Origin of the sequence: Streptomyces sp. HUAS ZL42 (assembly GCF_040782645.1) — a bacterium.
Taxonomy (GTDB): Bacteria; Actinomycetota; Actinomycetes; order Streptomycetales; family Streptomycetaceae; genus Streptomyces.
Window position 1 is genome coordinate 8,615,992 of sequence record NZ_CP160403.1, and the last position, 22,428, is coordinate 8,638,419.

Sequence of the window (22,428 nt, forward strand, 5' to 3'; positions counted from 1 at the left end):
AACAATGTGCGGATAGTCGACCAGACGATAGAGAGGAGGCAGATGAGGGTCAACGGGTCTGGAGTACCGAGTTCCGGTCAGACGTCGAAGTACAGCTCGAACTCGTGGGGATGCGGCCGCAGTTGCAGCGGCGCGATCTCGTTGGCGCGCTTCAGGTCGATCCACGTCTCGATCAGGTCGGGAGTGAACACATCGCCCTGGAGGAGGTAGTCGTGGTCGGCCTCCAGGGCGTCCAGGACGGCCGGGAGAGAGGTGGGAACCTGGGGAACGCTCGCATGTTCCTCGGGGGCGAGTTCGTAGAGGTCCTTGTCGACCGGCTCCGGCGGTTCCGTCTTGTTCCTGATGCCGTCCAGGCCCGCCAGCAGCATGGCCGAGAACGCCAGGTACGGGTTGCAGGAGGGGTCCGGCGCGCGGAACTCCAGGCGCTTGGCCTTCGGGTCGGCGCCGGTGATCGGGATCCGGATGCAGGCCGAGCGGTTGCGCTGCGAGTAGACCAGGTTGACCGGCGCCTCGAAGCCCGGCACCAGCCGGTGGTACGAGTTCACCGTCGGGTTGGTGAACGCCAGCAACGACGGCGCGTGCTTGAGCAGACCGCCGATGTAGTGGCGGGCGGTGTCCGACAGCCCGGCGTAGCCCTCCTCGTCGTAGAAGATCGGGCTGCCGCCCTGCCAGAGGGACTGGTGGCAGTGCATGCCCGAGCCGTTGTCGCCGAAGATCGGCTTCGGCATGAACGTCGCGGTCTTGCCGTTGCGCCAGGCCACGTTCTTGACGATGTACTTGTAGAGCTGGAGGTCGTCGGCGGCCGCGAGCAGCGTGTTGAACTTGTAGTTGATCTCGGCCTGGCCTGCGGTGCCCACCTCGTGGTGCTGTTTCTCGACGAGGATGTTGCTCTTGATGAGCTCCAGGGTCATCTCGGCGCGCAGGTCCGCGAAGTGGTCGACCGGCGGGACGGGGAAGTAGCCGCCCTTGTAGCGGACCTTGTAACCGCGGTTGTCCTGCATCGCACCGGTGTTCCAGGCGCCCGCCTCGGAGTCCACGTGGTAGAACGCCTCGTTCTCCGAGGTCTTGAAGCGTGCGCTGTCGAAAACGTAGAACTCCGCCTCGGGGCCGAAGTACGCCGAGTCCGCGATGCCGGTGGACGTCAGGTAGGTCTCCGCCTTCTTCGCCACGTTGCGCGGGTCGCGACTGTACTGTTCGCCGGTCACCGGATCGTGGATGAAGAAGTTCATGATCAGGGTGGTGTCCGAGCGGAAGGGATCCAGCCGGGCCGTCGACAGGTCCGCGCGCAGCGCCATGTCGGACTCGTGGATGGCCTGGAAACCGCGGATCGACGAGCCGTCGAACGCCAGCTCGTCCTCCGGGTCGAAGGTCTCCACCGGCACGGTGAAGTGCTGCATGATGCCGGGAACGTCGCAGAAGCGCACGTCCACGAAGCTGACGTCCACGTCCGAGATGAACTTCCTGGCTTCCTCGGCGTTCTGGAACATGCGACTCACCCTCTGCCCGGTTCCGGTTCGTGCGAGGTCGGCTGCGCGGGGTTCCCTGACTTTCACTGTAGGCAGGGGGCGGGGGCGGGGAAAGGTGAAGCGCGCCTCCGCGGTGCCGCTCTCAGGAAGCCGGACGCGAGCGCGGGCCCACCGCGCGTCTCACTTCCCGGCCGCCCGCCCGATCGACTCCACCAGCGGCAGCAGCCGGTGCGGCACGCGTTCGCGCAGGGCGACCTCGGTGCGGGTGCGGACCACGCCGGGGAGGCTGATCAGCTTCTGGATCACGTCCTCCAGATGGAGGTTGTCGCGCGCCACGACCCTGGTGACCAGATCTCCGCCACCCGTGATCGAGAACGCCTCGACGATCTCCGGTACGGCGGCCAGCGCCTCGCCCACGTCGTCGAGGTGGCCCTGGGTGACCTCGATGTGCACGAAGGCCAGCACCGGATGGCCCAGTGCGGCCGGCGACAGCGTCGGACCCGTGCCGGTGATCACGCCGTCCCGCTCCAGACGGTCCAGGCGGGCCTGGAGTGTGCCACGGGCCACGCCGAGGATGCGGGCGTACTCGCGCACGCTCGTCCGGGGCTGCTCGAGCAGCAGCCGCAGGATGCGGGTGTCGAGCTCGTCCACGGTCACGGTGCCCGGCCTTCTCGTCCGTCGTCGGTCATGGCCGACTGTACCAATGGCCCAGCAGGGTTCGGATCGGGTGGGCCGGTCATCGTGGTCCGTTGGCCTTCCACGTGACGGCTTGGCCGCTCCTCTGGTGTGCCAATGGCTCAGTGGTCGAGCAAGCACTTGAGCCAGTGGTGGCAGAGATGCTGTCATGGAGGCGTCGATGGCGCTGCGGACCCCGCGGCGCCTTTTTCGTGCCGGTGAGCTCAAGGGTGGGAAGCAGTGCTGAAGAGGGTGTTCGTGGCGCCGGACCCGGGGCGGACGCGGTTGCGCTTCGCCGCGCGCGCCGTCCTCGGCGTCGGGTCGGCGGTTGTCCTCTGTGGCCTCGCGGGGCACTCCCTCACCGGCGCCGTCACCGGCGGTCTGGCCGCGCTGCTCGCCCTGTTCACCGTCACCGACGCCACGGTCCGCGGGCAGGCCGTCACGACCGCGCTGCTGCCCGCCGTCGGCCTGCCCGTGCTCGTCGCCGCGGCCGAGCTCCACGACCACCCGGTGGCGCGCGACCTCACCTTCCTCGTCGTGGTCGGCGCGGGCGTGTACGCACGCCGGTGGGGGCCGCGCGGCCACAGCCTCGGCGTGTTCGCGTTCATGACCTTCTTCGTGGCGCAGTTCCTGCACGCCACCCCCGCGCAACTGCCCGAACTGCACGCCGCCGTACTCCTGTCCGTGCTCGCCGCCTCCGCCGTGCGCTTCGGGCTGTGGTGCTACGAGCGCCGCCTGCCCCCGGCCGCCGTACCCGCGCCCCCGGGCGGCGCCGGTCTGGCCCGGGTCACCACCCGCCAGGCGGTCCAGGCGACCGCGGGCGCGGCCTTCGCCCTCGTCGTGGGCCAGCTGGTGTCCGGGCAGCGCTGGTACTGGGCCGTCGGCGCCACCTGGTGGATCTTCGTGAACACCGTCTCGCGCGGCGAGACTCTGGTGCGCGGCTTCCGCAGGGTCCTCGGCACGGTGATCGGCATCGGCCTCGGCCTGCTCGTCGCCGTCCCGGTGAACGGAGCCGCCCTGCCCACGGCCGTACTCGTCTCCGTGTGCGTCTTCGGCATCTTCTACACGGCCGCCGTTTCCTACACCTGGATGATGCTCTGGGTCACCCTGCTCGCCGAGCTGCTCTACGGCCTCCTCGGCGTGCTCGAGCCGGGCCTGCTCGCGCTGCGGCTGGCGGAGACCGGCGTCGGGGCCCTCGGCGCCCTGCTGGCAGTGATCTTCGTCCTGCCCGTCACCACCCACGCCGTCACCGACGCCTGGATCCAGCGCGCCCTGCGCTGCGTCCACGCCTGCACCGCAGCGGCCGCTGCCCGCCTCGCGGGCGACACGAGCGCCGATCCGGCCCCCGGCGTGGCCGAACTGGAGCAACTGCTGGGGCGGGTACGGCTCTCCGTCGCCCCGCTCGTGCACCCGCTCAACCCCATGCTCGGCCGCAAGCGGCGCGCCCGCCAGGTGCTCGCCCTGCTCGACGACTGCGCCCGGGAGATCCGCGGCCTCGTCTCCGTCGCCGCAGACCCGGACGCCTCGCACGACGCCCGCCTGGCCGCCGCCTGCTGGCGGGTGCAGTCGGCCGTGGAGGCGCTCACCGAGCGCGGAGCCGGCCAGGTGGCCGTCGCCGCCGAGCAGCCGGTGACGGAGCCCGCGCTGGCCCATCTGCACGGTCTGGAGCGCGCGCTGGCCGAGCTCGCGACGCCACTGCGCACCCCCTCGGGTTCACCGCTCGTCGGAGCCTGACCGGGCCCGAGGAAGGCCTCGGGCCGCCTCCAACGTGGATTTACCGGCCAAGGTGGATTTATCGGCCATCTACAGGGTGGATCAGGTCACGGGGCGGGTAACTCCGCCGCTATCCGACGCACGCACCCCGCGGGCCGTGCGGGAGCGGCCCGCGGGGGAGCCGCCTGGGGGTGTGCCATGCGGAACTTCCCACGCCGCGACAGGGTCGTTCGCCGCGACGGGGCGGAGGGGCCGGGCGGCTGGCTGGACCGGCTGGAGTGCGACACCCGGACAGCCGGCCGGCAGACGGCGGGCGGGCCGCCCACCGCCGTCGCCCGAGTGACCGGCCTCCAGGGGCGGCTGCTGACGGGCGGCCCACCCGCCGCCGTACGCCACGAGCCGCCACCGTACGGCCTTCTGCGCGCCGCCACCGAGTTCCTCACTCTCCATCACACCGAGGAACAGCTCGGCGACCCGGCCCGCCGTATCGCCGCCGCGCATGCCGAGATCGCGGACACCGGCACGTACCGGCACACCCGGGACGAGCTCGTCTTCGGCGCCCGCGTCGCCTGGCGCAACGCCAACCGGTGCATCGGGCGCCTGTACTGGCGCTCGCTGCACGTGCGCGACCTGCGGGACGTGTGCGACGCGCGGCACGTGGCCGAGGCGTCCGCCGAGCATCTGCGCGAGGCCACGCGCCACGGCCGGATCCGCGCCGTGATCACCGTCTTCGCGCCCGACGAGCCGGGCCGCCCCGGCCCGCGGATCTGGAACGAACAGCTCGTCCGGTACGCCGGCTACACCGGCCCGGACGGCACCGTCACCGGCGACCCGCGCAACGCCGGCCTCACCGCGCTCGCCCTGCGCCTGGGCTGGCCCGGCGGCCCCGGAACCCCCTTCGACGTGCTCCCCCTGCTGGTCCAGGGCGCCGGCGACGACACGCCGGGCTGGTTCCACCTGCCGGACGACGCCGTCCTCGAGGTCGCCCTCACGCACCCCGAGTACACCTGGTGGCGGGCCCTGGGCCTGCGCTGGCACGCCGTACCCGCCCTGTCCAACATGTGCCTGGAGATCGGCGGCATCTGCTACCCCGCCGCCCCCTTCAACGGCTGGTACATGGGCACCGAGATCGGCGCCCGCAACCTCGCCGACACCGATCGCTACGACCTCCTCCCGCGCATCGCCGCCCATCTGGGCCTCGACACCCGCAGTGACCGCTCCCTCTGGAAGGACCGCGCGCTGGTGGAGCTGAACCGCTCGGTGCTGCACTCCTTCGACCGCGCCGGAGTCACCGTCACCGACCACCACACCGAGTCCCGGCGCTTCCTCGACCACCTCGGCCGCGAGGAGCGTAAAGGACGCCGGGTGGGCGCCGACTGGTCGTGGATCGTGCCGCCCATGTCCGCCAGCGCCACGCCGGTCTTCCACCGGACGTACGAGACCGTCGAGCGGCATCCGTCGTACGTCCATCACCCGGAGGCCCGCGCCCGGGCCAGGGGCGACACGGGCGGAGGGCCGGCCCGAGACGACGGAGGCCTGGTCTAGACCGCTGGTGATCGACTGCTACCGTCACCCCCGGGACAGCGGCGGACGAGAGGGGACAGCGGTGACAGACGACGGCAGGCGGCGACGGCGGGCGTTCATCGGGTCGTTCACGGCGGCCGGAGGTCCCGGGCTCGTGACGGCGGCCGTGGACGCGGACAGCGGCGCGCTGACCGTCCTGAGCAGCATGAACGGCGTGCCCGATCCTTCATACCTGGCCCTGGGGCCCGGCGGGGACATGCTCTACGCGGTCAGCGAGACGGCCGACGGCGCGGTGGCCGCTTACCGAGTGACCGGCGACGAACCGGAGCCGGCCGGCCGGCCGGTCGCCGTCGGCGGCAGCGGTCCCACGCACCTCGGCCTGTACGCCGGGCACGTCCTGACGGCCAACTACGGCTCCGGCAGCGTCACCGCCGTGCCGGTCCGCTCCGACGGCACTCTGGCGTCCGCCCCGTCCGGCCTGCTCCAGCACGCCGGCTCCGGCCCCCACACGCGTCGGCAGCAGGGCCCCCACGCCCACCAGGTACAGGCCGACCCGAGCGGCCGCTGGGCGGTCAGCGTCGACCTCGGCACGGATTCCGTACGGGTGTGCGGGCTGGAGGGCGGCAGCCCCGTACTCCATCGCGAGTTCGCCCTGCGGCCCGGCTCCGGACCCCGGCACCTGGCCTTCCACCCCGACGGCTCGGCCGCGTACGTGGTGAACGAACTCACCCCCACCGTCACCGTCTGCCGCTGGGACGCCGCGGGCGGCTCGCTGAAGCCGCTCGCCGAGACACGCCTGCTGCCCGGCGCCCCGGCCGGCGACGCGTACCCCTCGGGCGTCGTCGTGTCCCCCGACGGCCGCTTCGTGTGGACGGCGACCCGGGGCGAGGACGTGCTGTCGGTGTTCGTCGTCGAGGCGGCCGGGGAGGTGCTGCGCCTGGTCGGCACGGTGCCCTGCGGAGGGCACTGGCCGCGGGCGATCGCGGAGTCGCACGGCTTCCTGTACGTCGCGAACGAGCGCTCCGGGGACGTGACCTGGTTCCGCCTCGACCCGGACACGGGACTGCCGCGCCGCGAAGGCTCGATCGAGGTGGCCGCGGCGTCCTGTGTGGTCTTCGGCTGAGCCGAGGCCCGCCCGGGTGGTTCAAGCCCGGGCCGATGCGCACGAAGGGCCCGCTCCTCGCGCCGAGGAGCGGGCCCTTCGTCCACGAGCGCCTTACGGGAGTATCAGCGCACCGGCGCGCCCTGCGCCTGCTGCGGGGCGATGCCGAGGGCCGTCGTGTACTTGCCCAGAGCGAGCTTGCCGATGGCCGGGTACGGGCCGAGGGCCTCGGCGGCGGAACAGCCCGCCTCCCTGGCCGCCTCGGCGATCAGGTCCGGGTCGATCTCCGGGCCTATCAGGTACGGCGCCAGCGCCAGCTGCTGAGAGCCCGAGGAGCGCAGCTGCTCGGCCACGGAGGCGATCGAGCCCTCCTGGTCCAGGGCCGCCGCCATCACCGGGACGGCGAGACGCGCGGCGAGCAGCATGCCCGTGATCCCGGCCGCCTGCACGGCCTCGTCCCCGCCCACGGAGGCCAGGATGATGCCGTCCGCCGCGGTCGCCACGGTGAACAGGCGGGCGCGGTCGGCGCGGGCCAGGCCGGCCTCGGACAGGCGCACGTGCAGGCCCTCGGCGAGCAGCGGGTGCGGGCCGAGCGCATCGGTCAGGTCGGCGGCGACCCGGCTGTCCATCACGGCCTGGCGGATCTGGCGCAGCAGCGCGCTGTCCGGGCCGGCGAGCAGCGGCACGACGACGGCGACCGGACCGTCGGGCTCCTTGGCCTCCACACCGGCGGCCAGGGCCTGCTCATAGCGGGCGGTGCGCTCGTCGGCGGCCTGCGCGAGCACGGACTGGAGCGTGGGGAACTCCGTGTCGTCACCGTCGAGGTAACCGATCCGGGCGTCGAGGCCGGGGAGCTCGGAGCGCGCGATGCTCACTATCTCCTCGGCGAGGCCGCGCGTGGCGGCGCTGGGCGTGCCCGGAACCGCGAGGACGAGCGCGGGCGCGCCCTCGGGAGCCGCCAGGGGCTCGGGTCGGCGGTGCCGCCCGGGCTGGCGGGGGCGCGGCATTCGTACTGGGAGGCCGGCGGGCCCAGTGGGGGAGCTCATGGCGCCGCATGTTACTGGTTTCCTGGGCTCCTCTGTTCGGGGAGGGTGCAGGTGAGCGGTATCCGTCCTGTTTTGTCTGATGAGTTACGTACAGATCAGAAGTGATCGGCGTGTTTTCCGGGCGACTTGCCCCGGAAGGGGATCAATCCCCCTCTCGGAATGTTGATCAGGCTGCCGGGTAGCGGCCGCAACTCCGGCGCGACCGCGTGGGGGCCTCCGTGTTTGTGCGGGAGCGCGGTGTGTGCCAGTAGGGTGACGCGCTGTGGCACCACGACCCTTGCATGAACTTGTCGAAGCAGGCTGGGCGAAGGCTCTCGAACCTGCGGCCGAACGTATCGCCGTGATGGGGGACTTCCTCCGGGCCGAGATAGCGGCCGGCCGGACCTACCTTCCGTCCGGAGCGAATGTCCTGCGGGCCTTTCAACAGCCCTTCGACGACGTTCGCGTCCTGATCGTGGGTCAGGACCCCTATCCCACACCGGGTATGGCGATCGGGTTGAGTTTCGCGGTCTCGCCTGAGGTGCGTTCGTTGCCGGGCAGTCTGGAGAACATCTTCCGGGAGATGCACTCCGACCTCGGGCTGCCCAGGCCGTCCAACGGCGATCTGACGCCGTGGACCCAGCAGGGCGTGCTGTTGCTCAACAGGGCGCTCACCACGGCCCCGCGCAAGCCGGGCGCCCACCGAGGCAAGGGGTGGGAGGAGGTCACCGAGCAGGCCATCCGGGCGTTGGCCGCGCGGGGAAAGCCGCTGGTGTCGATCCTGTGGGGGCGCGACGCACGCAATCTGCGTCCGCTGCTCGGAGATCTTCCGGCGATCGAGTCGGCTCATCCCTCGCCGATGTCGGCGGACCGGGGCTTCTTCGGCTCGCGGCCGTTCAGCCGGGCCAACGACCTGCTGCTGCGGCAGGGTGCGCAACCGGTGGACTGGCGACTGCCGTAGGGCAGGGTGCGCGCGGCCGCGGCGCGGTCAAGTTCCGAGCCGGGTCGATCGGGATCCGCCGGCGACGGTGCCGTGCCGGACGAGGAGCGCCGGTCGAGGGCGATGCCGACGGGGGCCTCCAGCGGCTCGTCAAGGACGTCGAGGTCGCGCAGGCGGATCAGCACGGCATCCCGGGGCGGAGTCCTCGGAGGGGGCGGCCGCTTCCGGTATCCGGAACTCCGCCCGACCAGTTGTCCTCGTGGTCGGCGCGGGAGCGCGGCCCAGCGGGTCCGGGGAGGTGTGGCGGCCGGGCGCGGAGCCGTAGTGGCGGAAGCAGTCAGTCGTCCGGCAAGGGGTTCCGCGGAAAGCAGGCCCTACTCCAGTTCCGCCGCACGCCTGCGGAGGTCCTCGGCGAACGTGTCCCAGTCGGGTCCGAAGGACAGCAGGTCCGCCGCCGCCTCCCGGAGCAGCCGCGGGTCGTCAGGACGCTGCAGGCAAGCCAGGCGATAGGCGAGATTCCGGGCCCAGGGCGGCAGGGCCATCCAGTCCTCGGCGAGGACGTCCCGGAGCATGGCGAGGATCTCGTCGGCCGTCGCGAAGGTGAGCTTCTCGACGAACTCCCGGGCCGCTTCGTTGACCTGCCGGCTGTCGGCGCCGTCGATCGCCTGGCTGAGGCTCCTGGCCGCGGGGGTCGGATCGGGCATCTCTCGCTTCTCCTGACGGATTTCCTCCGGCGCCGCGGAGGGCCGGGGTGCTCGTGGACGGTACGGGCGCCCAGACCTTAGCAGCAGACCCCGGCGCCGCCCGGGCAACCGGTGCGGTGCCGGAATCGGGGACCGGCCGCTACGGGTTGAGCCAATAGGTGGACAGTTGGTATGCGCCGTCGGGCCGCTGGATGACCCGGTAGCCGACGTCGTGCCCGTCGATCTGCACCGACCTGTCGAGCGGTCCGGTGAACTCGGGTGTCCTGGCTCGGGGAACGACCCCGCCGTCCTTCATGTACGCGTACACGTCCGAGACGATCGCCTGTTCGATCTGGTCGGGCTTCAAGTTGGTGGTGCGCAGATCGTTCGTGGTTCCGTCAGGTCCGGTGTGGGCTCGGTCGTAGCCGTGGCCGGTGTTGAAGTGCCACTGGTCGTCGCCCACCATGGCGGAGCGTTTGAGGTCCTGCCCCTCGCCCTTGGACGTGTACTCGCCGATGGTCGGGCCCTCGCCGTTCGGGTACGGCGACAGGCCGAAGGGGTCGCAGACCGTGTGCGGGTTGGTCACGTAGGCGACCGGGTTCGGCGCGGGTGAGAGCCCCAGCGGGTCCGGGGACGCGTACCGGCCGGTCTCCGGGTCGTAGTGACGGAAGAGGTTGTAGTGGAGGCCGGTCTCCGGGTCGTAGTACTGGCCGGGGAAGCGGAGCGGGGTGTAGGCCGTGCTGGAGCGGGACCAGGCGGTGGAACCCCACAGAGTGGTGCGGGTGCGCCAGGCGACGTTCCCGGACTCGTCGACCAGTTCGGTGGGCGCGCCGATCAGGTCGGTGACGATGGCGAAGAAGCGCCGGTCGATCTCCGCCTGCCGGGCGTCAGGGGTGAGGATGCGTTCGGTCTGCGCGAGGGGCACGAGGCCGCGGTGTTCCCAGGTGAGCGTCACCGGACGGGGCAGGTCGCCGGAGACGGTGGTCTGTTCGCAGAGGGTCAGGCCGTCCCAGGTGAAACGGACCTCCTCCGCCACGGTCTCGCCGTCCGCCGCCAGGCGCTGCTTGGCGGTGCGCCGGCCCAGGGGGTCGTAGCGGTAGCGCCAGCGGGTGCCGTCGGGGGTGACCACGGAGGTGAGGCGGTCCTCGGCGTCCCACGTGTAGCGCCAGGTGTCCGGTTTGCGGGAGAGCCGGGTCTTCTGGCGCAGGGTGACGCGGCCGAGGGCGTCGTGCTCGAAGCGGACGTCGCCCGCACGCGTGACGGTGGTGCCGGTGTAGGCGCGGGGGCCGGTGGCCTCGTGGCCGGGGTGCGAGTCGGGCCAGGCGGCCGAGGTCTGGTTGCCGCTCGCGTCGTAGGCGTACCGCTCGCTCCAGCCCCGTGCGTGGACGGCGGTGACCCGGCCGACCGGGTCGAGGTCGAAGGTGCGCGTTCCCGACACCCGGTCGGACGTCGCGGTGAGACGGCCGTCGGCGCGGTAGGCGTACGTACGCTCGTTGAGAGTGCGGGAACCGGCGGTCAGGTGCTGGGCGGACAGCCGGCCGGCCTCGTCCCAGGCGGAGGCCTGGCTGACGATGTCGTCGAAGACGCGCTCCACTTCGCGTCCGGCCGCGTCGTGCGTGAAAGTGATGTCGTGGCCGCCGGAGGACAACCGGGTGGGGCGGCCGGCGGCGTCGTAGGCGTAGCTCGTGACCAGTCCCGTGGGGGTGGTGCGACGGATCCGGCGGCCGGCTGCGTCGAAGGCGTGGTCCAGGGCGCGGCCGTCGACGAGTTCGGTCCTCAGCCGGCCGCACCGGTCGTAGCGGCGCACCAGTTCGCTGTCCGGACTCGACGCCTGGATCAGGCGTCCCGCGCGGTCGTAGGTGTGGACGGTGACCCGGCCCGCGACCTCCTTGCGGACCACCCGGCCGAGTTCGTCGTACACGTATGCGGCCACGCCGCCGAGGTGATCGGTCCGGGTGGTGAGCTGTCCGGCGGCGTCGAGGCCGTAGATGACGGTGCGGCCGTCGAAGTCGGTCTCGGAGACGAGCCGGCCGGCCCGGTCGTACCCGTACGTCCAGTCGAGCCCCTGCGGGTCGGTGACCCGGGTGAGCCGCAGGCCGGCGTCGTGCTCGAACTCGTACCGTGCGCCGTCCGGCAGGGTGCGGGCGGCGAGCAGGTCGAAGTGGGTGTACTCGAAGCGGGACACCCCGCCCGCCGCGTCGGTGTGGGTGAGGCAGTTGCCCTCGCCGTCGTAGGTCCACGACTCGATGGCGCCGTCGGGGCCCGTGCGCCGGGCGAGCTGCCCGTCGGCGTGCCACTGAAGGCGGGTGACGGCGCCCACCGGGCCGGTGATACGGACAAGACGGCCGAGGGCGTCGCGTTCCAGCCGGGTGGTGCCGCCGGCCGGGTCGGTCACCTGAACCGGGCGGCCGGCGTCGTCGCAGAACACGACGGTGGTGGCCCCCAGGGCATCGGTGACGGACGTCAGGAGACCGGACTCGTCGTAGGTGTAGCGGGTGGTGCGGCCGGCCGGATCGGTGAGCGCCGTGCGGTTGCCACGCTCGTCGAACTCCTGGAGCCAGCGGGCGCCGTCCGGTTCGTGGCGCTCCGTGGGCAGGCCGGACGGGCCGCGTGTGACACGGAGTTCGCTGCCGTCGGGACGGGTGACCGTGACAAGCCGGCCCTCCTCGTCGTAGGAGTACGCGGTGGTGCGGCCCAGTGGGTCCGTGCGGGTCAGCAGGTTGCCGCTTCTGTCGTGGGTGAATCGGGTGGTGTGGCCGAGCGGGTCGGTGGTGGCCAGGACGCGGCAGCCCGCACCTATCAGGTGGCGGGTCGCGTGCCCGTCCGCGGTGGTGAGCGTGGTGGTGCGGTGGCCTGTCTCCGGGTGCGGCTCGGTGTAGGCCAGAGTGATCTGGACATGGCCGGCCTCACCGCCCTCGGCGACGACCCGGTCCCGGTCGTCGTAGACGTAGTCGTAGCGGCTTGCGTTGGAGTCGATCCAGGCGATGACGCGGCGGCGGTCGTCGTAGACGAACGTGGTGGTGGCGCCCGACGGCTTGGTGACGGCGGTGAGGTTGCCGTCCTCGTAGCCGTAGCCCATCAGCGGCAGGTCCGCGCCGCCCTCGCCCGCGCCGGCCAGGGACAGAGCGGTGACCAGGCCGTCGGCGGTGGTCACTCTCACCTGGTGGCCTGCCGAGTGGGTCAGGGCCAGCGGCACGCCGTCCTCGCCGCGGTCGACGGTGATCGAGTGGCCGTTGCGTTCGGAGACGCCCGACAACCAGGCGACGCCGTCGCCTCCGGGTTCGCTGCCGGACGGGGCGGTGAACTGGCGGGTCAGGCCGGTGTCGGGGTCGGTGATGGTGTAGTCGCCGTGTCCGTCCCGGGTCAGGAGGGCTCGGGAGGTGCCCGTCTCCGGTCGGGTGGGATCGCCGGGCACCGGGTGCGGATAGGTGATCAGGAGACCGTCGGCGGTGACATGGACGACGCCGACGGCGTCGATCTGCAGACGCTCGTCGACCGTGGACGACCAGGAGGGCCCCAGGAAGCGGCCGACCGTCAGGCCGGACTCGGTGCGGCGGGTGAAGACCAGCGGCAGAATGCCGGGGATCTCCACATCGGTCTGGGGCAGGAACATCCGGCCCGTGGCGAGGTCCACCGGGTCCGAGCCGTCGGTGGTGCGCTCCCCGTCCACGCGGTTGTGGGTGCCGTCCGGGGCGTCGTCGATCAGCCTGCGCACCCGTGCGGCGTCGGCGGCCTCCTCGGCGAGGCGCACGCCCTTGACCGCGGCGCCGCCGCCACCGGTGGCCGCGGTCAGCGCCAGGTCGGGGATCAGCCGGCCGAAGCCCTCGGCCGGGTCCTTCATGAAGTCGCTGACCATCTGCTTGCCGGTACCGACCGGGTCGTTGGCGGCGACCACCAGACCCGCGGCCAGGCTGTTGAGGGACGTGGCGTACTCGGCCGGGTGGGTGAGGTTGTACGGGTCCATCGGGTTGACGCTGCGGACGAAGTTCAGGATGCCGGCCGTGCCCTTGATGATGCCGCCGCCGACGTGGTCGCCCATGATCTGCAGTTCTTGCAACCCGTCGCCCAACTGCTCGGCGTACGACGGCTTCTGCGGGGCCATGTCGCGGGCGGCACCGACCGCCGTGCGCGCGGTCTCCGCCGCCGTGTTCCGCTGCTTGCGGGCCTCGGCGAGGATGTCCTGGGCGTCCTGCATCAGCTTCTTGCCCGGGTCGTCGAACGTCGCCGCGGGCCTGGCAGGGAGCGAGGACGGATCGCGCTTGTCGGCGGGCTGGGCGTTGTAACGGTCGACCGCGGCGTTGTAGGCGTCGACCTTCTTGCGGTGGGCGTCGGCGGCGTCCTCGGAGGCCTTGACACCCTCCTTCCACTTGTCGATCGCCGTCTGCGCCTGCCCCTGGGCCCAGGTGACGGTGCCGGCGAACGCCTCCAGCGCGGCCGCCGCCTTCTCGCAGGCGTCGGCACCGGTGAACCACTTGGGCGGCTGGGTACCCACCGCGGTGCGCAGCGCCTCGGCCGCCTCACCCTTGAGCCGGGAGGAGTCGAGGCCCTTGAGACCGTCGCCGGCGCTGTCGAACGCCGTCTGGAAGGCGCGGAGTTTCTCGGCTGAGGCGCGCAGCTTGTCCGGGCTGCCGTAGATCAGCTTGGTCTTGTCCTCGGTCTGCCCGAGGTCCATCTCGTCGACCTCGGCGCCCATCCGGTTGGCGACCGAACGCGACTGCTCGCGCACCCAGTCCGCACCGGACTCCCAGCCGACGTCGTCCAGCCGGTCGGCGGTCCAGTTCCCGGCGTCCTCGACCCGGTTGCCGACCCACTCGACGCCGTCCTCCACCGCGTCCTCGACCGAGTCGGGCGTGATATCACTGATGAAGTCGCCGATACCCACCGTCAGTTCCCCCCGGACTCACCCTGCTGCCGCGCCTGCTCGGCGCGTTCCTGCGGCGACGGGCCGAAGGTGTCGTCCAGCGCCTGGTTCCACTCGTCGTCGGAGATACCCAACGCGTCGTTGAGCATCCGCGATCGCTGACCGCCCTGGCCCTCGGTGAGAACCGTGCGGCCGGTGTCCTTCCAGGTCTGCTCCATCTCCTGACCGGCCTGCTCCCACGACTCGGCGCTCCAGTCCGGGTTCAGGGCGTCCGGCGTGAACACGTCCCCCCAGTCCTGCCGGGTGATCTCCTCCTCGGTGGCGTGCGGGTTGCCGCCCATCACGGAGTTGACGCCCACCTTCAGCGCACCCGCGACGTACTGGTCGTGCTCCCACTGGGTGCCCGCCGCCAGGCCGAGGCGGTTCGCGAGCGCGCTGGCATCGCTCACCAGGGCCCGCACACCCCACTCCCAGCGCTCGCAGAAATCCTCGAACTCGACCGAGAGACCGTGATGCCCGGCCTCCATCCCGGTCATCGCCAGCTCCGAGAAACCCTTGCCCATCACCGAACCGGTGGCACCACCGAGTTCACCGAGCTGGTCGATGGTCGCGCCCACGCCCTGCGTGAACTTCGCGACGGCCTCCCTGCCGAGCTGCAGGTCCATCCCGTCACCGCTCACGGCCGCGCCCCTCTCCCGCCGGACCGGAGTCGACCGCGACACCGTCCGCAACGATGCCGGCGACCGGCGGGAAGAACATCGACCCGTCCTCGGTGGCGATGTCGACGGCGAGGCCCGCGGGCTCGTTCAGCGACGGCACGACCTCGTCGACGATCCGCGCGCCCAGCAGCGCCGCGTAGTCCATGGGCTGATCACCCGACCCGTGCCGCAGAGCGAACCGGGCCAGCGCGGCCTCGTCGGTGAACCCGCAGATCCACCGCACCCCGCCCGACCGCGCCGACCACAGACCTCCCCCGGCCACCGGCACCAGCAAAACCGTCCGCCGCATCTCACCGACCAGCGCACGAGGGTCCCCGACTCCCCTTCTCCGCTCGGCAATCCGCTCGGCGAGCGCCGTCCCTGCCTGCTCCACGGCCCCTCCCCCGTCGTAAGTGGCTGATGACACCGTAGATCAAGACGCGGGCGAAGGTGCGGGTGGTTCTGCGGCAGGCTCGCCCGGATCGGAAGGGGGAGGGGCCCGGCCGCCGGGCAGACAGCTTCCGTCGATGGCCTCTTTCCGCCATCGGACTCCGCGCACCCAACCTCACCACGAGGCATGAGTGGCGTGTCACCGGTCATGGAGCGCCTTGGGGCGGGTCGTCAAGACCTCGAGCCGGAGACGGCCCCGCCCCGTATCCGACCGCCCCATCCGGTCACCCGACGACCGCGGCGCGCACGCACAGCACGTCCGGCAGGTGGGACACCAACTGCCGCCAGCTGTCGCCGTCGTCGGCCGAAGCGAAGACCTCGCCGTTGCGGTTGCCGAAGTACACACCCGCCGGATCCGCGTCGTCCGTGCACAGCGCGTCGCGCAACACCGTGCCGTAGTGGTCCTCCTGGGGCAGGCCCGCCGACAGCGCCTCCCAGGTCTTGCCCGCGTCCGCCGTGCGGAAGACCCGACATCGGTGGTCGGCGGGCACCCGGTCCGAGTCGGCGTTGATCGGGAAGACGTACGCCGTGTCACCGCGGTGCGGATGCGCGGCCGCCGCGAAACCGAACGTGGACGGCAGGCCCTCGCCGATGTCGGTCCAGTGCGCGCCCGCGTCGTCGCTGCGGTACACCCCCCAGTGGTTTTGCAGGTACAGGCGGTCCGGGGTCGCCGCGTCCTGGGCGATCTTGTGCACGCACTGGCCGAACTCAGGATCGGGATCCGGCAGGAACACCGCGGAGACACCGGAGTTGGAGGGGGCCCAGCTCGCCCCGCCGTCGGTCGTCCTGAACACCCCGGCCGTCGACACGGCCACGGTCACCGCGCGTGGGTCGCGCTTGTCGGTCAGCACCGTGTGCAGGCCCTCCCCGCCGCCGCCCGGCACCCACTGCGAGCGGGTGGGGTGCTCCCACAGGGGACGGACCAGCTCGAAGCTCTCCCCGCGGTCCTCCGAGCGGTACAGCGCGGCCGGCTCCGTGCCCGCGTACACCACGTCCGGCTCGGCGGCGGCCGGGTGCAGCTGCCACACCCGCTCCAGCGAAGCCTCCGTGTCCTGGGGGAACTTGACGGCCGGCCTGGCGGGTTCGGTCCAGGTACGGCCCAGGTCGTCGGAGTGGAACACGGACGGGCCCCAGTGCGCGCTGTCGCCCCCGGCCAGCAGCCGCGGGGTGTCGCCGCGGGTGTCGATGGCGACCGAGTACACGGCCTGCGCGTTGAAATAGGGACTCTCGTCGAACTCCCATGTGCCACCGCGCCGACGCCCGATGAACAGGCCTTTGCGCGTGCCCACGGCGAGCAGAACCTCGGTCATGCCGATCACCTCCGCGACGTCTTCGTCTCAGACACCGGCCAGTCTGCACCCCGCCACTGACAGTCACCCCCGGAACCGACGTCGGCGCAGGTGAGAGCCGTGTCGGCGGCCTGCCACGGAGTTGCCGGGCGGCGCTCGCGGGGACTTCTGCGACTGCGGTGGGCACGTGGGACCGTTGTGCCGTAGGACTTGCCCTGAGCATCGAGGGGACGCCGCCCGTATGGGATGGCGGTCGGGATGTTCGTGTGGTCATGAGGAGGAAGCCTTCGATGGCGTTCCGTGGTCCGAAGGTGTGGCTGTGGCGCTGGCGGCGCAACCCGCTCAGGCGTCGCGCCGACAAGGTCGAGGCCTGGCTGGTGCTCGGTGCCTGGGTGCTCACCGTCCTCGCCGGGGTGCTGGCCGGTCTGGCGGCGGCCCGCTCCGTGGAGCACGGGCTGGCCCTGGAGCGCGTGGAGTGGCGGCCCGTCATGGCACGGCTCACCGAGAAGGCGCCGGGCAAGACCGGCCAGAACCCGGGCACGAGCAGCGGCGAGCGGGTCTGGGCGAAGGTGAGCTGGACCGCGACGGACGGCTCCCCGCACTCCGGGCAGGCCAGGGTGGTGCCCGGCAGTAACGCCGGTACCCCGGTCACCGTCTGGACGGACCGGCAGGGCCGCCTGGTGACCCAGCCCGCCACCGTGTCCGAGGCCCGCCTGCGGGCCTCGCTCATCGGCGGTCTCGCCGGGGTGAGCGCCGCCGCTGTCCCCTTCGCCGGCGGCCGCGCCCTGCGCGGGCGGCTGGAGCGACGGCGCATGGACCTGTGGGATGCGGAGTGGGCACTGTTCGGCCCCTTGTGGGGGCGCAAGACGGGCTGACGGCAACGGAGGCCAGTTGGGCCGGGCGTGGGTCGGGTGACGTTCGGCCGACCGCCGGCCGGGAGGGCCCGAGGGCCGCGCGCCCACGGTCGGGACCGGGGTGTCGGCCCGTCCGGGGCGGCCGGATCGCTCACGCGAGGGCCTCGGCCCGCCCACTGGCCGCCGGACAGCGGAGGCCGCCCGTTGCGCCGCAGGCCAGTGGTGTGCCCGCCGGGCGGGCACGACAGCCGGGCACCGGCTCCACGCACGCATGCCGCATCGAGGCCCAGTCGACCTCCTCGCCCCGTGCACACGTTGTCCTCCCCAGGCGAAGTCCCAACGCCCGCGAGTGTGCACCACGGCACTGACAACGCAGCGGAATCGTGCGGCGACTGTCCGCCGACCTCGTGGTCAGTCCCCGCCCGGCAGCGCGCGGTGCAGGATCGCGTCGAGGTCGGCGGTGTCCGGAAGCGTCCCGAAGGAGTGTCCCCAGTCGCCGCCGAGCCGCGTCGCACAGAAGGCGTCGGCGACCGCGGGCGGGGCGTACCGGACCAGGAGGGAGGCCTGCAGTGCCAGGGCCATCAGCTCCACCAGGCGACGGGCACCGGCCTGTGACCCCGCTGCCAGCCGGTCCTTGAGCCGCGTCACGGCCGCGTCGAGACGGGTGTCCGCCCCCTGCGCCAGGGCCAGTTCGGCGAACAGGGCGTCCGCGGTGCCGGCCTCCCGGGTCAACGCCCGCAGTACGTCCAGGGCGTTGACGTTCCCCGAGCCCTCCCAGATCGACAGAAGGGGAGCCTCGCGGTAGTGCCGGGGCATGCCGGACTCCTCCACGTACCCGTTGCCGCCGAGGCATTCCAGGGCCTCGGCCGTGAAGGCCGGGCCCCGCTTGGTGACCCAGTACTTGCCGACGGCGGTGGCGATCCGGCGGAACGACTGCTCGCCCGCATCCCCGCGCAGCGCCCGGTCGGCCGCGCCGGCCAGCCGCAGGGTGAGGGCCGTGGCGGCCTCGGACTCCAGCGCCAGATCGGCCAGGACGTTGCGCATCAGCGGCTGGTCGAGAAGCCGTGCGCCGAAAGCGCTGCGGTGCCGCACGTGGTGGCCCGCCTCGACGAGCGTCTTGCGCATCAGCGCCGCCGACATCATCACGCAGTCCAGGCGCGTGCAGTTGACCATCTCGATGATCGTCTTGACGCCCTGTCCCTCGGGGCCGACCAGCCAGGCGAGGGTGCCGTCGAACTCGGGCTCCGAGGAGGCGTTGGACCGGTTGCCCAGCTTGTCCTTCAGTCGCTGGATGCGGAAGGCGTTCCGGCTGCCGTCGGGCAGCACACGCGGCACCAGGAAGCACGACAGGCCGTCCGGAGCCTGCGCCAGGACGAGAAAAACGTCGCACATCGGCGCCGAGGTGAACCACTTGTGCCCGCGCAGGGTGTACACGCCGGGCTCGGCGGTGGGCGTGGCGGCCGTGGTGTTCGTACGGACGTCGGAGCCGCCCTGCTTCTCGGTCATCCCCATGCCCGCGAGCAGCCCGCGCTTGTCTGTCGGCACTTTGAGCCCCGGGTCGTACTCCCGGCTGGTCAGCAGGGGCTCGTAGACCTTGGCCAGCTCCGGCTGGCGGCGCAGCGCGGGCACGCACGCGTACGTCATCGACGTCGGACAGCCGTGCCCGGCCTCGGTGTGCCCCCACACCAGGCCGCCCGCGGTACGGGCGACATGGGCGCCGCTCCGCCCGTCCGCCCAGGGCGCCCCGGCCAGGCCCTCGGCGACCGCGACCCGCATCAGCTCGTGCCAGCTGGGATGGAACTCGACCTCGTCGACGCGGTTGCCGTACCGGTCGTGCGTGCGCAGCTCGGGCTCGTGGCGGTTGGCCAGGTCGCCCCACTCCTGGGCCTCGGGGCCACCCGCCCGGCGGCCGAGCCGCCGGATGTCCTGCTCGGCCCAGCCGGCGCCCTCCCGGCGCAGCCCTTCCAGCAAGGCGGTGTCCTCGGAGGCGTCGTACGGCGTCAGCGGCGGGGTCTGGTTGGTGACGTCGTGCGTGGTGGACCGTTCGTGCGCGAGTGTCGAGACCATACGGCCCATGTTGCACTCTTTCTGCGGTCGCAGCAATGATGCAACAATGATCCGCACGTACAGTACGTGACCATGCGCATGAACGTGTCGGTGCGGCCCGGCGAGGTCGACCTGCGGCCGCTGTCCGCCCGGTCGGTCGTGCTGAGCCTGCTGCTGGGCGCGCATCCGCCGGAGCTTCCGGTGCGGGACCTCGTCCGCGCGGTGGAACCGTTCGGCGTCGGCGGATCCACGCTGCGGGCAGCGCTCAGCCGGATGGTGGCCGCCGGCGATCTGCGGCGCACGGACTCCGTCTACCGCCTCAGCGAGCGCCTGCTCGCGCGCCAGCGCCGCCAGGACGACGCCGTACACCCCCGCACGCGCGCGTGGGACGGCGAATGGGAGATGGTCGTGATCACGGCGACCGGCCGCGGCCCCGCCGAACGCGCCGACCTGCGCGCCCGGTTGACCGCCCTGCGGCTGGCCGAACTCCGCGAGGGCGTGTGGCTGCGGCCCGCCAACCTCCTCCGCCCCCTTCCGGACGGGCTCGACGAGGTGGCCCAGCACTACACGGCGCGCCCCGGCCGGCCCGCGCGCGAGCTGGCCGCCGCGCTGTGGCCGCTGGAGACCTGGTCGGCCACGGCCCGGTCCCTGCTCGCCCACATCGGGCGGACGCATCCCCCGGCCGACCGCCTCACCGCCTTCGCGGCCGTCGTACGCCACCTGCTCACCGACCCCGTCCTGCCCCCCGAGCTGCTGCCGGCCGACTGGCCCGGCGCGGAACTGCGGACCGCCTACACGGCCTACCAGGGCGAGCTGGCGGGCACGGTGCCGCAGCACGGCCTGCGGGAATGAGGCGACGGCCGTACGAAGCGCCGTGCGGGGACGCTTCGTACGGCCGCCTTCACCGTGGGGGAACGTGCGGAACCGTGGGGGGAATCAGCTCACTTGTAGGTGATGTCCGAGCTGGAGTACTTGCAGTACGTGCCGTCCGGCCCGCTGCCGTTCGTGGTCGGCTCCTTGCCCGTGTTGTTGCCGATGTACTTCTGGCACGGGACGATCTTCTTGCTGCTGTCGCCGACGATGGTGATCTTGCGCAGGGTGGCCGAGTCGCCGTAGTTGGTGTTGATGCCGACGAGCTTGCCGCCCTTGTAGGTCGCCTCGATGGTGTTGAGGTTGATCGTCCGCTTGTACTGCGTCTTGCAGTTGCCGCACGAGCGGACGAACGTGCCGAAGTTCTTCACCGCGAAGTTCGAGACGTTGAGCGTTCCGGCGCCGTTGAACTGGAACACCTTGTCGCCGGCTTCCTTCGCGCCGCCGCCGGAGACGGTGTAGACGCTGGACGAGGAGGTGCCCTTGAACGTCGCCGCGTCCTCGCCGACGTCCTCCCACCACACGTTCTGCAGGGTGCAGCTGCCCTTGCAGTGGATGCCGTCCGCTGCGGGGGCGCCGATGATGACGTTCTTCAGAACGGCGCCGTTGGCCAACTCCAGGATCGGCCCCTGGTCCTCGTCCTGGCTTCCGCTGCCCAGGTCGCCGGTGCCGTAGAGACGCTTCATCCCGTAGTCCTTGGTGCCCGAGATCGGGATGGTCGAGGACACCGCCTGGCTGCCGTTCGCGGTGGGCCAGGTGGCGGCGCTCGCCGGAGACAGTGGGCCCTCTGTCATGATCATGGCAATCGAGAGTCCGAGTGCGGCCAGTCCGCCGGTCAGGGCGCGCCGGCGGGCGGGCGGGGGTGCCGAAGAAGTCATGTCCCGATTCCTTCTTCCTGATGGGGGGGTTGGTCAGAACGTGTTGGAGCGGTCAGAGCCTGTTGGAGCGGTCAGAGCCCGCTGGGTGGTCAGAGCTTTCCGGCGCCCGCACCGGACGTCACCGAGGCGACGACGGACGAGGCGGGCTCTGCGGTGTAGCCGTACGGAGGGGAGGTGAAGGTCCCCACCCGCGAGATCTCGGTGGCGGCTCCACCGAGGTCGTTGCCGCGCAGGTTGGCGTAGCCGTCGACGTCACTGCTGCGGTTGGTGGTGACGGCGACCTTGGTGTCGCGGAAGACGTTGTTCTCCACGAGCATCTGGGCGCCCATCCGCGAGTGACAGGCGGTGTCGGCGCCGACGACGTAGTTGTCGTAGAAGTGCCCGGTGCCGAAGCGCAGGCTCGGGATGCGCGAGTAGACGTTGCTGAAGTGGTTGTGGTGGTACGTCACCCGCAGGTGACCGGTGTCCTCGCTCGCGTTGTTGTCGCTGTGACCCACGAGCGAGCCCTTGAAGTGGTCCTTGAAGGTGTTCCAGGACACCGTGACGTAGTCGGAGCCGTGATTGATGTCCAGCAGGCCGTCGTAGTAGTCCTTGTCGTGGTCGCGGTCGGCCGAGAAGGAGTTGTGGTCGACCCACACCTTGGTGGACGCCTGGACGGTGATGCCGTCGGACGGCGCGAGCGGCTTGCTGATGTTCAGGTTGCGGATGACGACGTTCGTCACGTTCTTCAGCCGCAGTCCGCCACCGGTGAACCCGGACGACGAACCGACGCCCAGGACCGTGGTGTTGGACCCGATGTCCACCTGACCGCTCAGCGAGATCAGGCCGTTGACCTTGACGACCTTGGCGGTGTTCCCGGTGACGGCCGACTTGAAGGCGGAAAGGTTCGAGACGGTGACCGCCGTGGCGCTTCCACCGCCGGTCGTCCCGGCGCCGAACCCGACCGGGGAGCTCTCGGCCGCCCCGGCCGGCTGGGGGAGGGCGAGAACGGCCATCGTGGCGAGAGCGGCGGTCGCCGCGGCCAGGGCGGATCTTTGCGCGTGTGTATGTGGGGTGCCTGTACGCATGCGGGGTGCGTCCCTTCGGGAGGGCTTCGGGTCAGATACGTGAAAGACGTACGCCATGTTGAATTCCGCGCGCGGACAGTGTGGTAGCGGGTGGACTCGTGTCGGCCTGAGGAGTGCACTTCCCGCAGACGCCACGGGTTCCGACGGCCACCCCGTGATGTAGGAGTGGGTCACACTGCTGAACGGAACGTAGGGGGCAAGCGCTTTCTAGTCAACGCTTTGCGCAGAACAAGTTCGGCCACTCCCAGGGCGTCACGGGCTTTTCGGAAGGTTTCCGGAACATGGCG

General features: G+C 71.6%; 17 protein-coding genes. 6 read left to right on the forward strand and 11 right to left on the reverse strand.

The annotated features are described in order from the left end of the window. Nucleotides 1-77: 77 nt before the first annotated feature. A complete protein-coding gene (glnA, locus tag ABZO29_RS39325) occupies nt 78-1,487 on the reverse strand; it encodes a type I glutamate--ammonia ligase (protein ID WP_367324966.1) in 1,410 nt (469 codons plus the stop codon). A gap of 159 nt (nt 1,488-1,646) precedes the next feature. Then, nucleotides 1,647-2,123, reverse strand: coding sequence for an Lrp/AsnC family transcriptional regulator (locus ABZO29_RS39330; protein ID WP_367324967.1), 477 nt, complete (start codon nt 2,121-2,123; stop codon nt 1,647-1,649). Nucleotides 2,124-2,381: 258 nt separating this feature from the next. Between ABZO29_RS39330 and ABZO29_RS39335 the strand changes: the two genes are divergently transcribed. From ABZO29_RS39335 to ABZO29_RS39345, 3 genes are all read left to right on the forward strand, one after another. Beyond that, a complete protein-coding gene (locus ABZO29_RS39335) occupies nt 2,382-3,875 on the forward strand; it encodes an FUSC family protein (RefSeq protein ID WP_367324968.1) in 1,494 nt (497 codons plus the stop codon). A gap of 177 nt (nt 3,876-4,052) precedes the next feature. After that, nucleotides 4,053-5,399: a nitric oxide synthase oxygenase gene (locus ABZO29_RS39340; RefSeq protein ID WP_367324969.1), complete on the forward strand. Its 1,347-nt coding sequence runs from the start codon at nt 4,053-4,055 to the stop codon at nt 5,397-5,399. Nucleotides 5,400-5,460: 61 nt separating this feature from the next. Continuing rightward, nucleotides 5,461-6,501, forward strand: a complete 1,041-nt coding sequence (locus tag ABZO29_RS39345; RefSeq protein ID WP_367324970.1) for a lactonase family protein — start codon at nt 5,461-5,463, stop codon at nt 6,499-6,501. A 104-nt stretch (nt 6,502-6,605) separates the two neighbouring features. Here ABZO29_RS39345 and ABZO29_RS39350 read toward each other — a convergent pair whose 3' ends face one another. Beyond that, on the reverse strand, nt 6,606-7,526 hold the full coding sequence (locus ABZO29_RS39350) for a sirohydrochlorin chelatase (protein WP_367324971.1): 921 nt from the start codon (nt 7,524-7,526) through the stop codon (nt 6,606-6,608). Nucleotides 7,527-7,788: 262 nt separating this feature from the next. Between ABZO29_RS39350 and ABZO29_RS39355 the strand changes: the two genes are divergently transcribed. Continuing rightward, entirely contained in the window at nt 7,789-8,466 is a 678-nt protein-coding gene (locus ABZO29_RS39355) for a uracil-DNA glycosylase (protein ID WP_367324972.1), read from the forward strand. A gap of 353 nt (nt 8,467-8,819) precedes the next feature. Here the strand turns inward: ABZO29_RS39355 and ABZO29_RS39360 are convergent, their stop codons facing one another. From ABZO29_RS39360 to ABZO29_RS39380, 5 genes are all read right to left on the reverse strand, one after another. Further along, nucleotides 8,820-9,149: a hypothetical protein gene (locus tag ABZO29_RS39360; RefSeq protein ID WP_367324973.1), complete on the reverse strand. Its 330-nt coding sequence runs from the start codon at nt 9,147-9,149 to the stop codon at nt 8,820-8,822. A 139-nt stretch (nt 9,150-9,288) separates the two neighbouring features. Continuing rightward, complete coding sequence (locus ABZO29_RS39365; RefSeq protein WP_367324974.1) at nt 9,289-14,010, reverse strand: putative T7SS-secreted protein; 4,722 nt, start codon at nt 14,008-14,010, stop codon at nt 9,289-9,291. A 2-nt stretch (nt 14,011-14,012) separates the two neighbouring features. Continuing rightward, the gene (locus ABZO29_RS39370) at nt 14,013-14,669 is read right to left on the reverse strand and encodes a hypothetical protein (protein WP_367324975.1); all 657 of its coding nucleotides are present in this window, start codon (nt 14,667-14,669) and stop codon (nt 14,013-14,015) included. Then, nucleotides 14,659-15,081 (reverse strand): hypothetical protein, encoded by a 423-nt coding sequence (locus ABZO29_RS39375; protein WP_367324976.1) that lies wholly within the window; start codon nt 15,079-15,081, stop codon nt 14,659-14,661. Before ABZO29_RS39375 ends, ABZO29_RS39370 begins: the two co-directional genes overlap by 11 nt. 280 nt (nt 15,082-15,361) lie before the next feature. Continuing rightward, a complete protein-coding gene (locus ABZO29_RS39380) occupies nt 15,362-16,447 on the reverse strand; it encodes a WD40/YVTN/BNR-like repeat-containing protein (RefSeq protein ID WP_367324977.1) in 1,086 nt (361 codons plus the stop codon). A gap of 269 nt (nt 16,448-16,716) precedes the next feature. Between ABZO29_RS39380 and ABZO29_RS39385 the strand changes: the two genes are divergently transcribed. Beyond that, nucleotides 16,717-17,301, forward strand: a complete 585-nt coding sequence (locus tag ABZO29_RS39385) for a hypothetical protein (RefSeq protein ID WP_367324978.1) — start codon at nt 16,717-16,719, stop codon at nt 17,299-17,301. A gap of 390 nt (nt 17,302-17,691) precedes the next feature. Here the strand turns inward: ABZO29_RS39385 and ABZO29_RS39390 are convergent, their stop codons facing one another. Further along, complete coding sequence (locus ABZO29_RS39390) at nt 17,692-19,347, reverse strand: acyl-CoA dehydrogenase family protein (protein WP_367324979.1); 1,656 nt, start codon at nt 19,345-19,347, stop codon at nt 17,692-17,694. A gap of 72 nt (nt 19,348-19,419) precedes the next feature. Between ABZO29_RS39390 and ABZO29_RS39395 the strand changes: the two genes are divergently transcribed. After that, nucleotides 19,420-20,178, forward strand: a complete 759-nt coding sequence (locus tag ABZO29_RS39395) for a PaaX family transcriptional regulator C-terminal domain-containing protein (protein ID WP_367324980.1) — start codon at nt 19,420-19,422, stop codon at nt 20,176-20,178. A gap of 89 nt (nt 20,179-20,267) precedes the next feature. Here the strand turns inward: ABZO29_RS39395 and ABZO29_RS39400 are convergent, their stop codons facing one another. Further along, the gene (locus ABZO29_RS39400; protein ID WP_367324981.1) at nt 20,268-21,074 is read right to left on the reverse strand and encodes a pectate lyase; all 807 of its coding nucleotides are present in this window, start codon (nt 21,072-21,074) and stop codon (nt 20,268-20,270) included. Nucleotides 21,075-21,163: 89 nt separating this feature from the next. Further along, on the reverse strand, nt 21,164-22,141 hold the full coding sequence (locus ABZO29_RS39405; RefSeq protein ID WP_367324982.1) for a polysaccharide lyase family 1 protein: 978 nt from the start codon (nt 22,139-22,141) through the stop codon (nt 21,164-21,166). Nucleotides 22,142-22,428 lie beyond the last annotated feature (287 nt).

Coding starts and splice junctions, on each gene's coding strand:
- glnA (WP_367324966.1), bottom strand. CDS start 1,487: ATGTTCCAGAACGCCGAGGAAGCCAGGAAGTTCATCTCGGACGTGGAC.
- ABZO29_RS39340 (WP_367324969.1), top strand. CDS start 4,053: ATGCGGAACTTCCCACGCCGCGACAGGGTCGTTCGCCGCGACGGGGCG.
- ABZO29_RS39350 (WP_367324971.1), bottom strand. CDS start 7,526: ATGAGCTCCCCCACTGGGCCCGCCGGCCTCCCAGTACGAATGCCGCGC.
- ABZO29_RS39360 (WP_367324973.1), bottom strand. CDS start 9,149: ATGCCCGATCCGACCCCCGCGGCCAGGAGCCTCAGCCAGGCGATCGAC.
- ABZO29_RS39380 (WP_367324977.1), bottom strand. CDS start 16,447: ATGACCGAGGTTCTGCTCGCCGTGGGCACGCGCAAAGGCCTGTTCATC.
- ABZO29_RS39385 (WP_367324978.1), top strand. CDS start 16,717: ATGGCGTTCCGTGGTCCGAAGGTGTGGCTGTGGCGCTGGCGGCGCAAC.
- ABZO29_RS39390 (WP_367324979.1), bottom strand. CDS start 19,347: ATGGTCTCGACACTCGCGCACGAACGGTCCACCACGCACGACGTCACC.
- ABZO29_RS39395 (WP_367324980.1), top strand. CDS start 19,420: ATGCGCATGAACGTGTCGGTGCGGCCCGGCGAGGTCGACCTGCGGCCG.
- ABZO29_RS39400 (WP_367324981.1), bottom strand. CDS start 21,074: ATGACTTCTTCGGCACCCCCGCCCGCCCGCCGGCGCGCCCTGACCGGC.
- ABZO29_RS39405 (WP_367324982.1), bottom strand. CDS start 22,141: ATGCGTACAGGCACCCCACATACACACGCGCAAAGATCCGCCCTGGCC.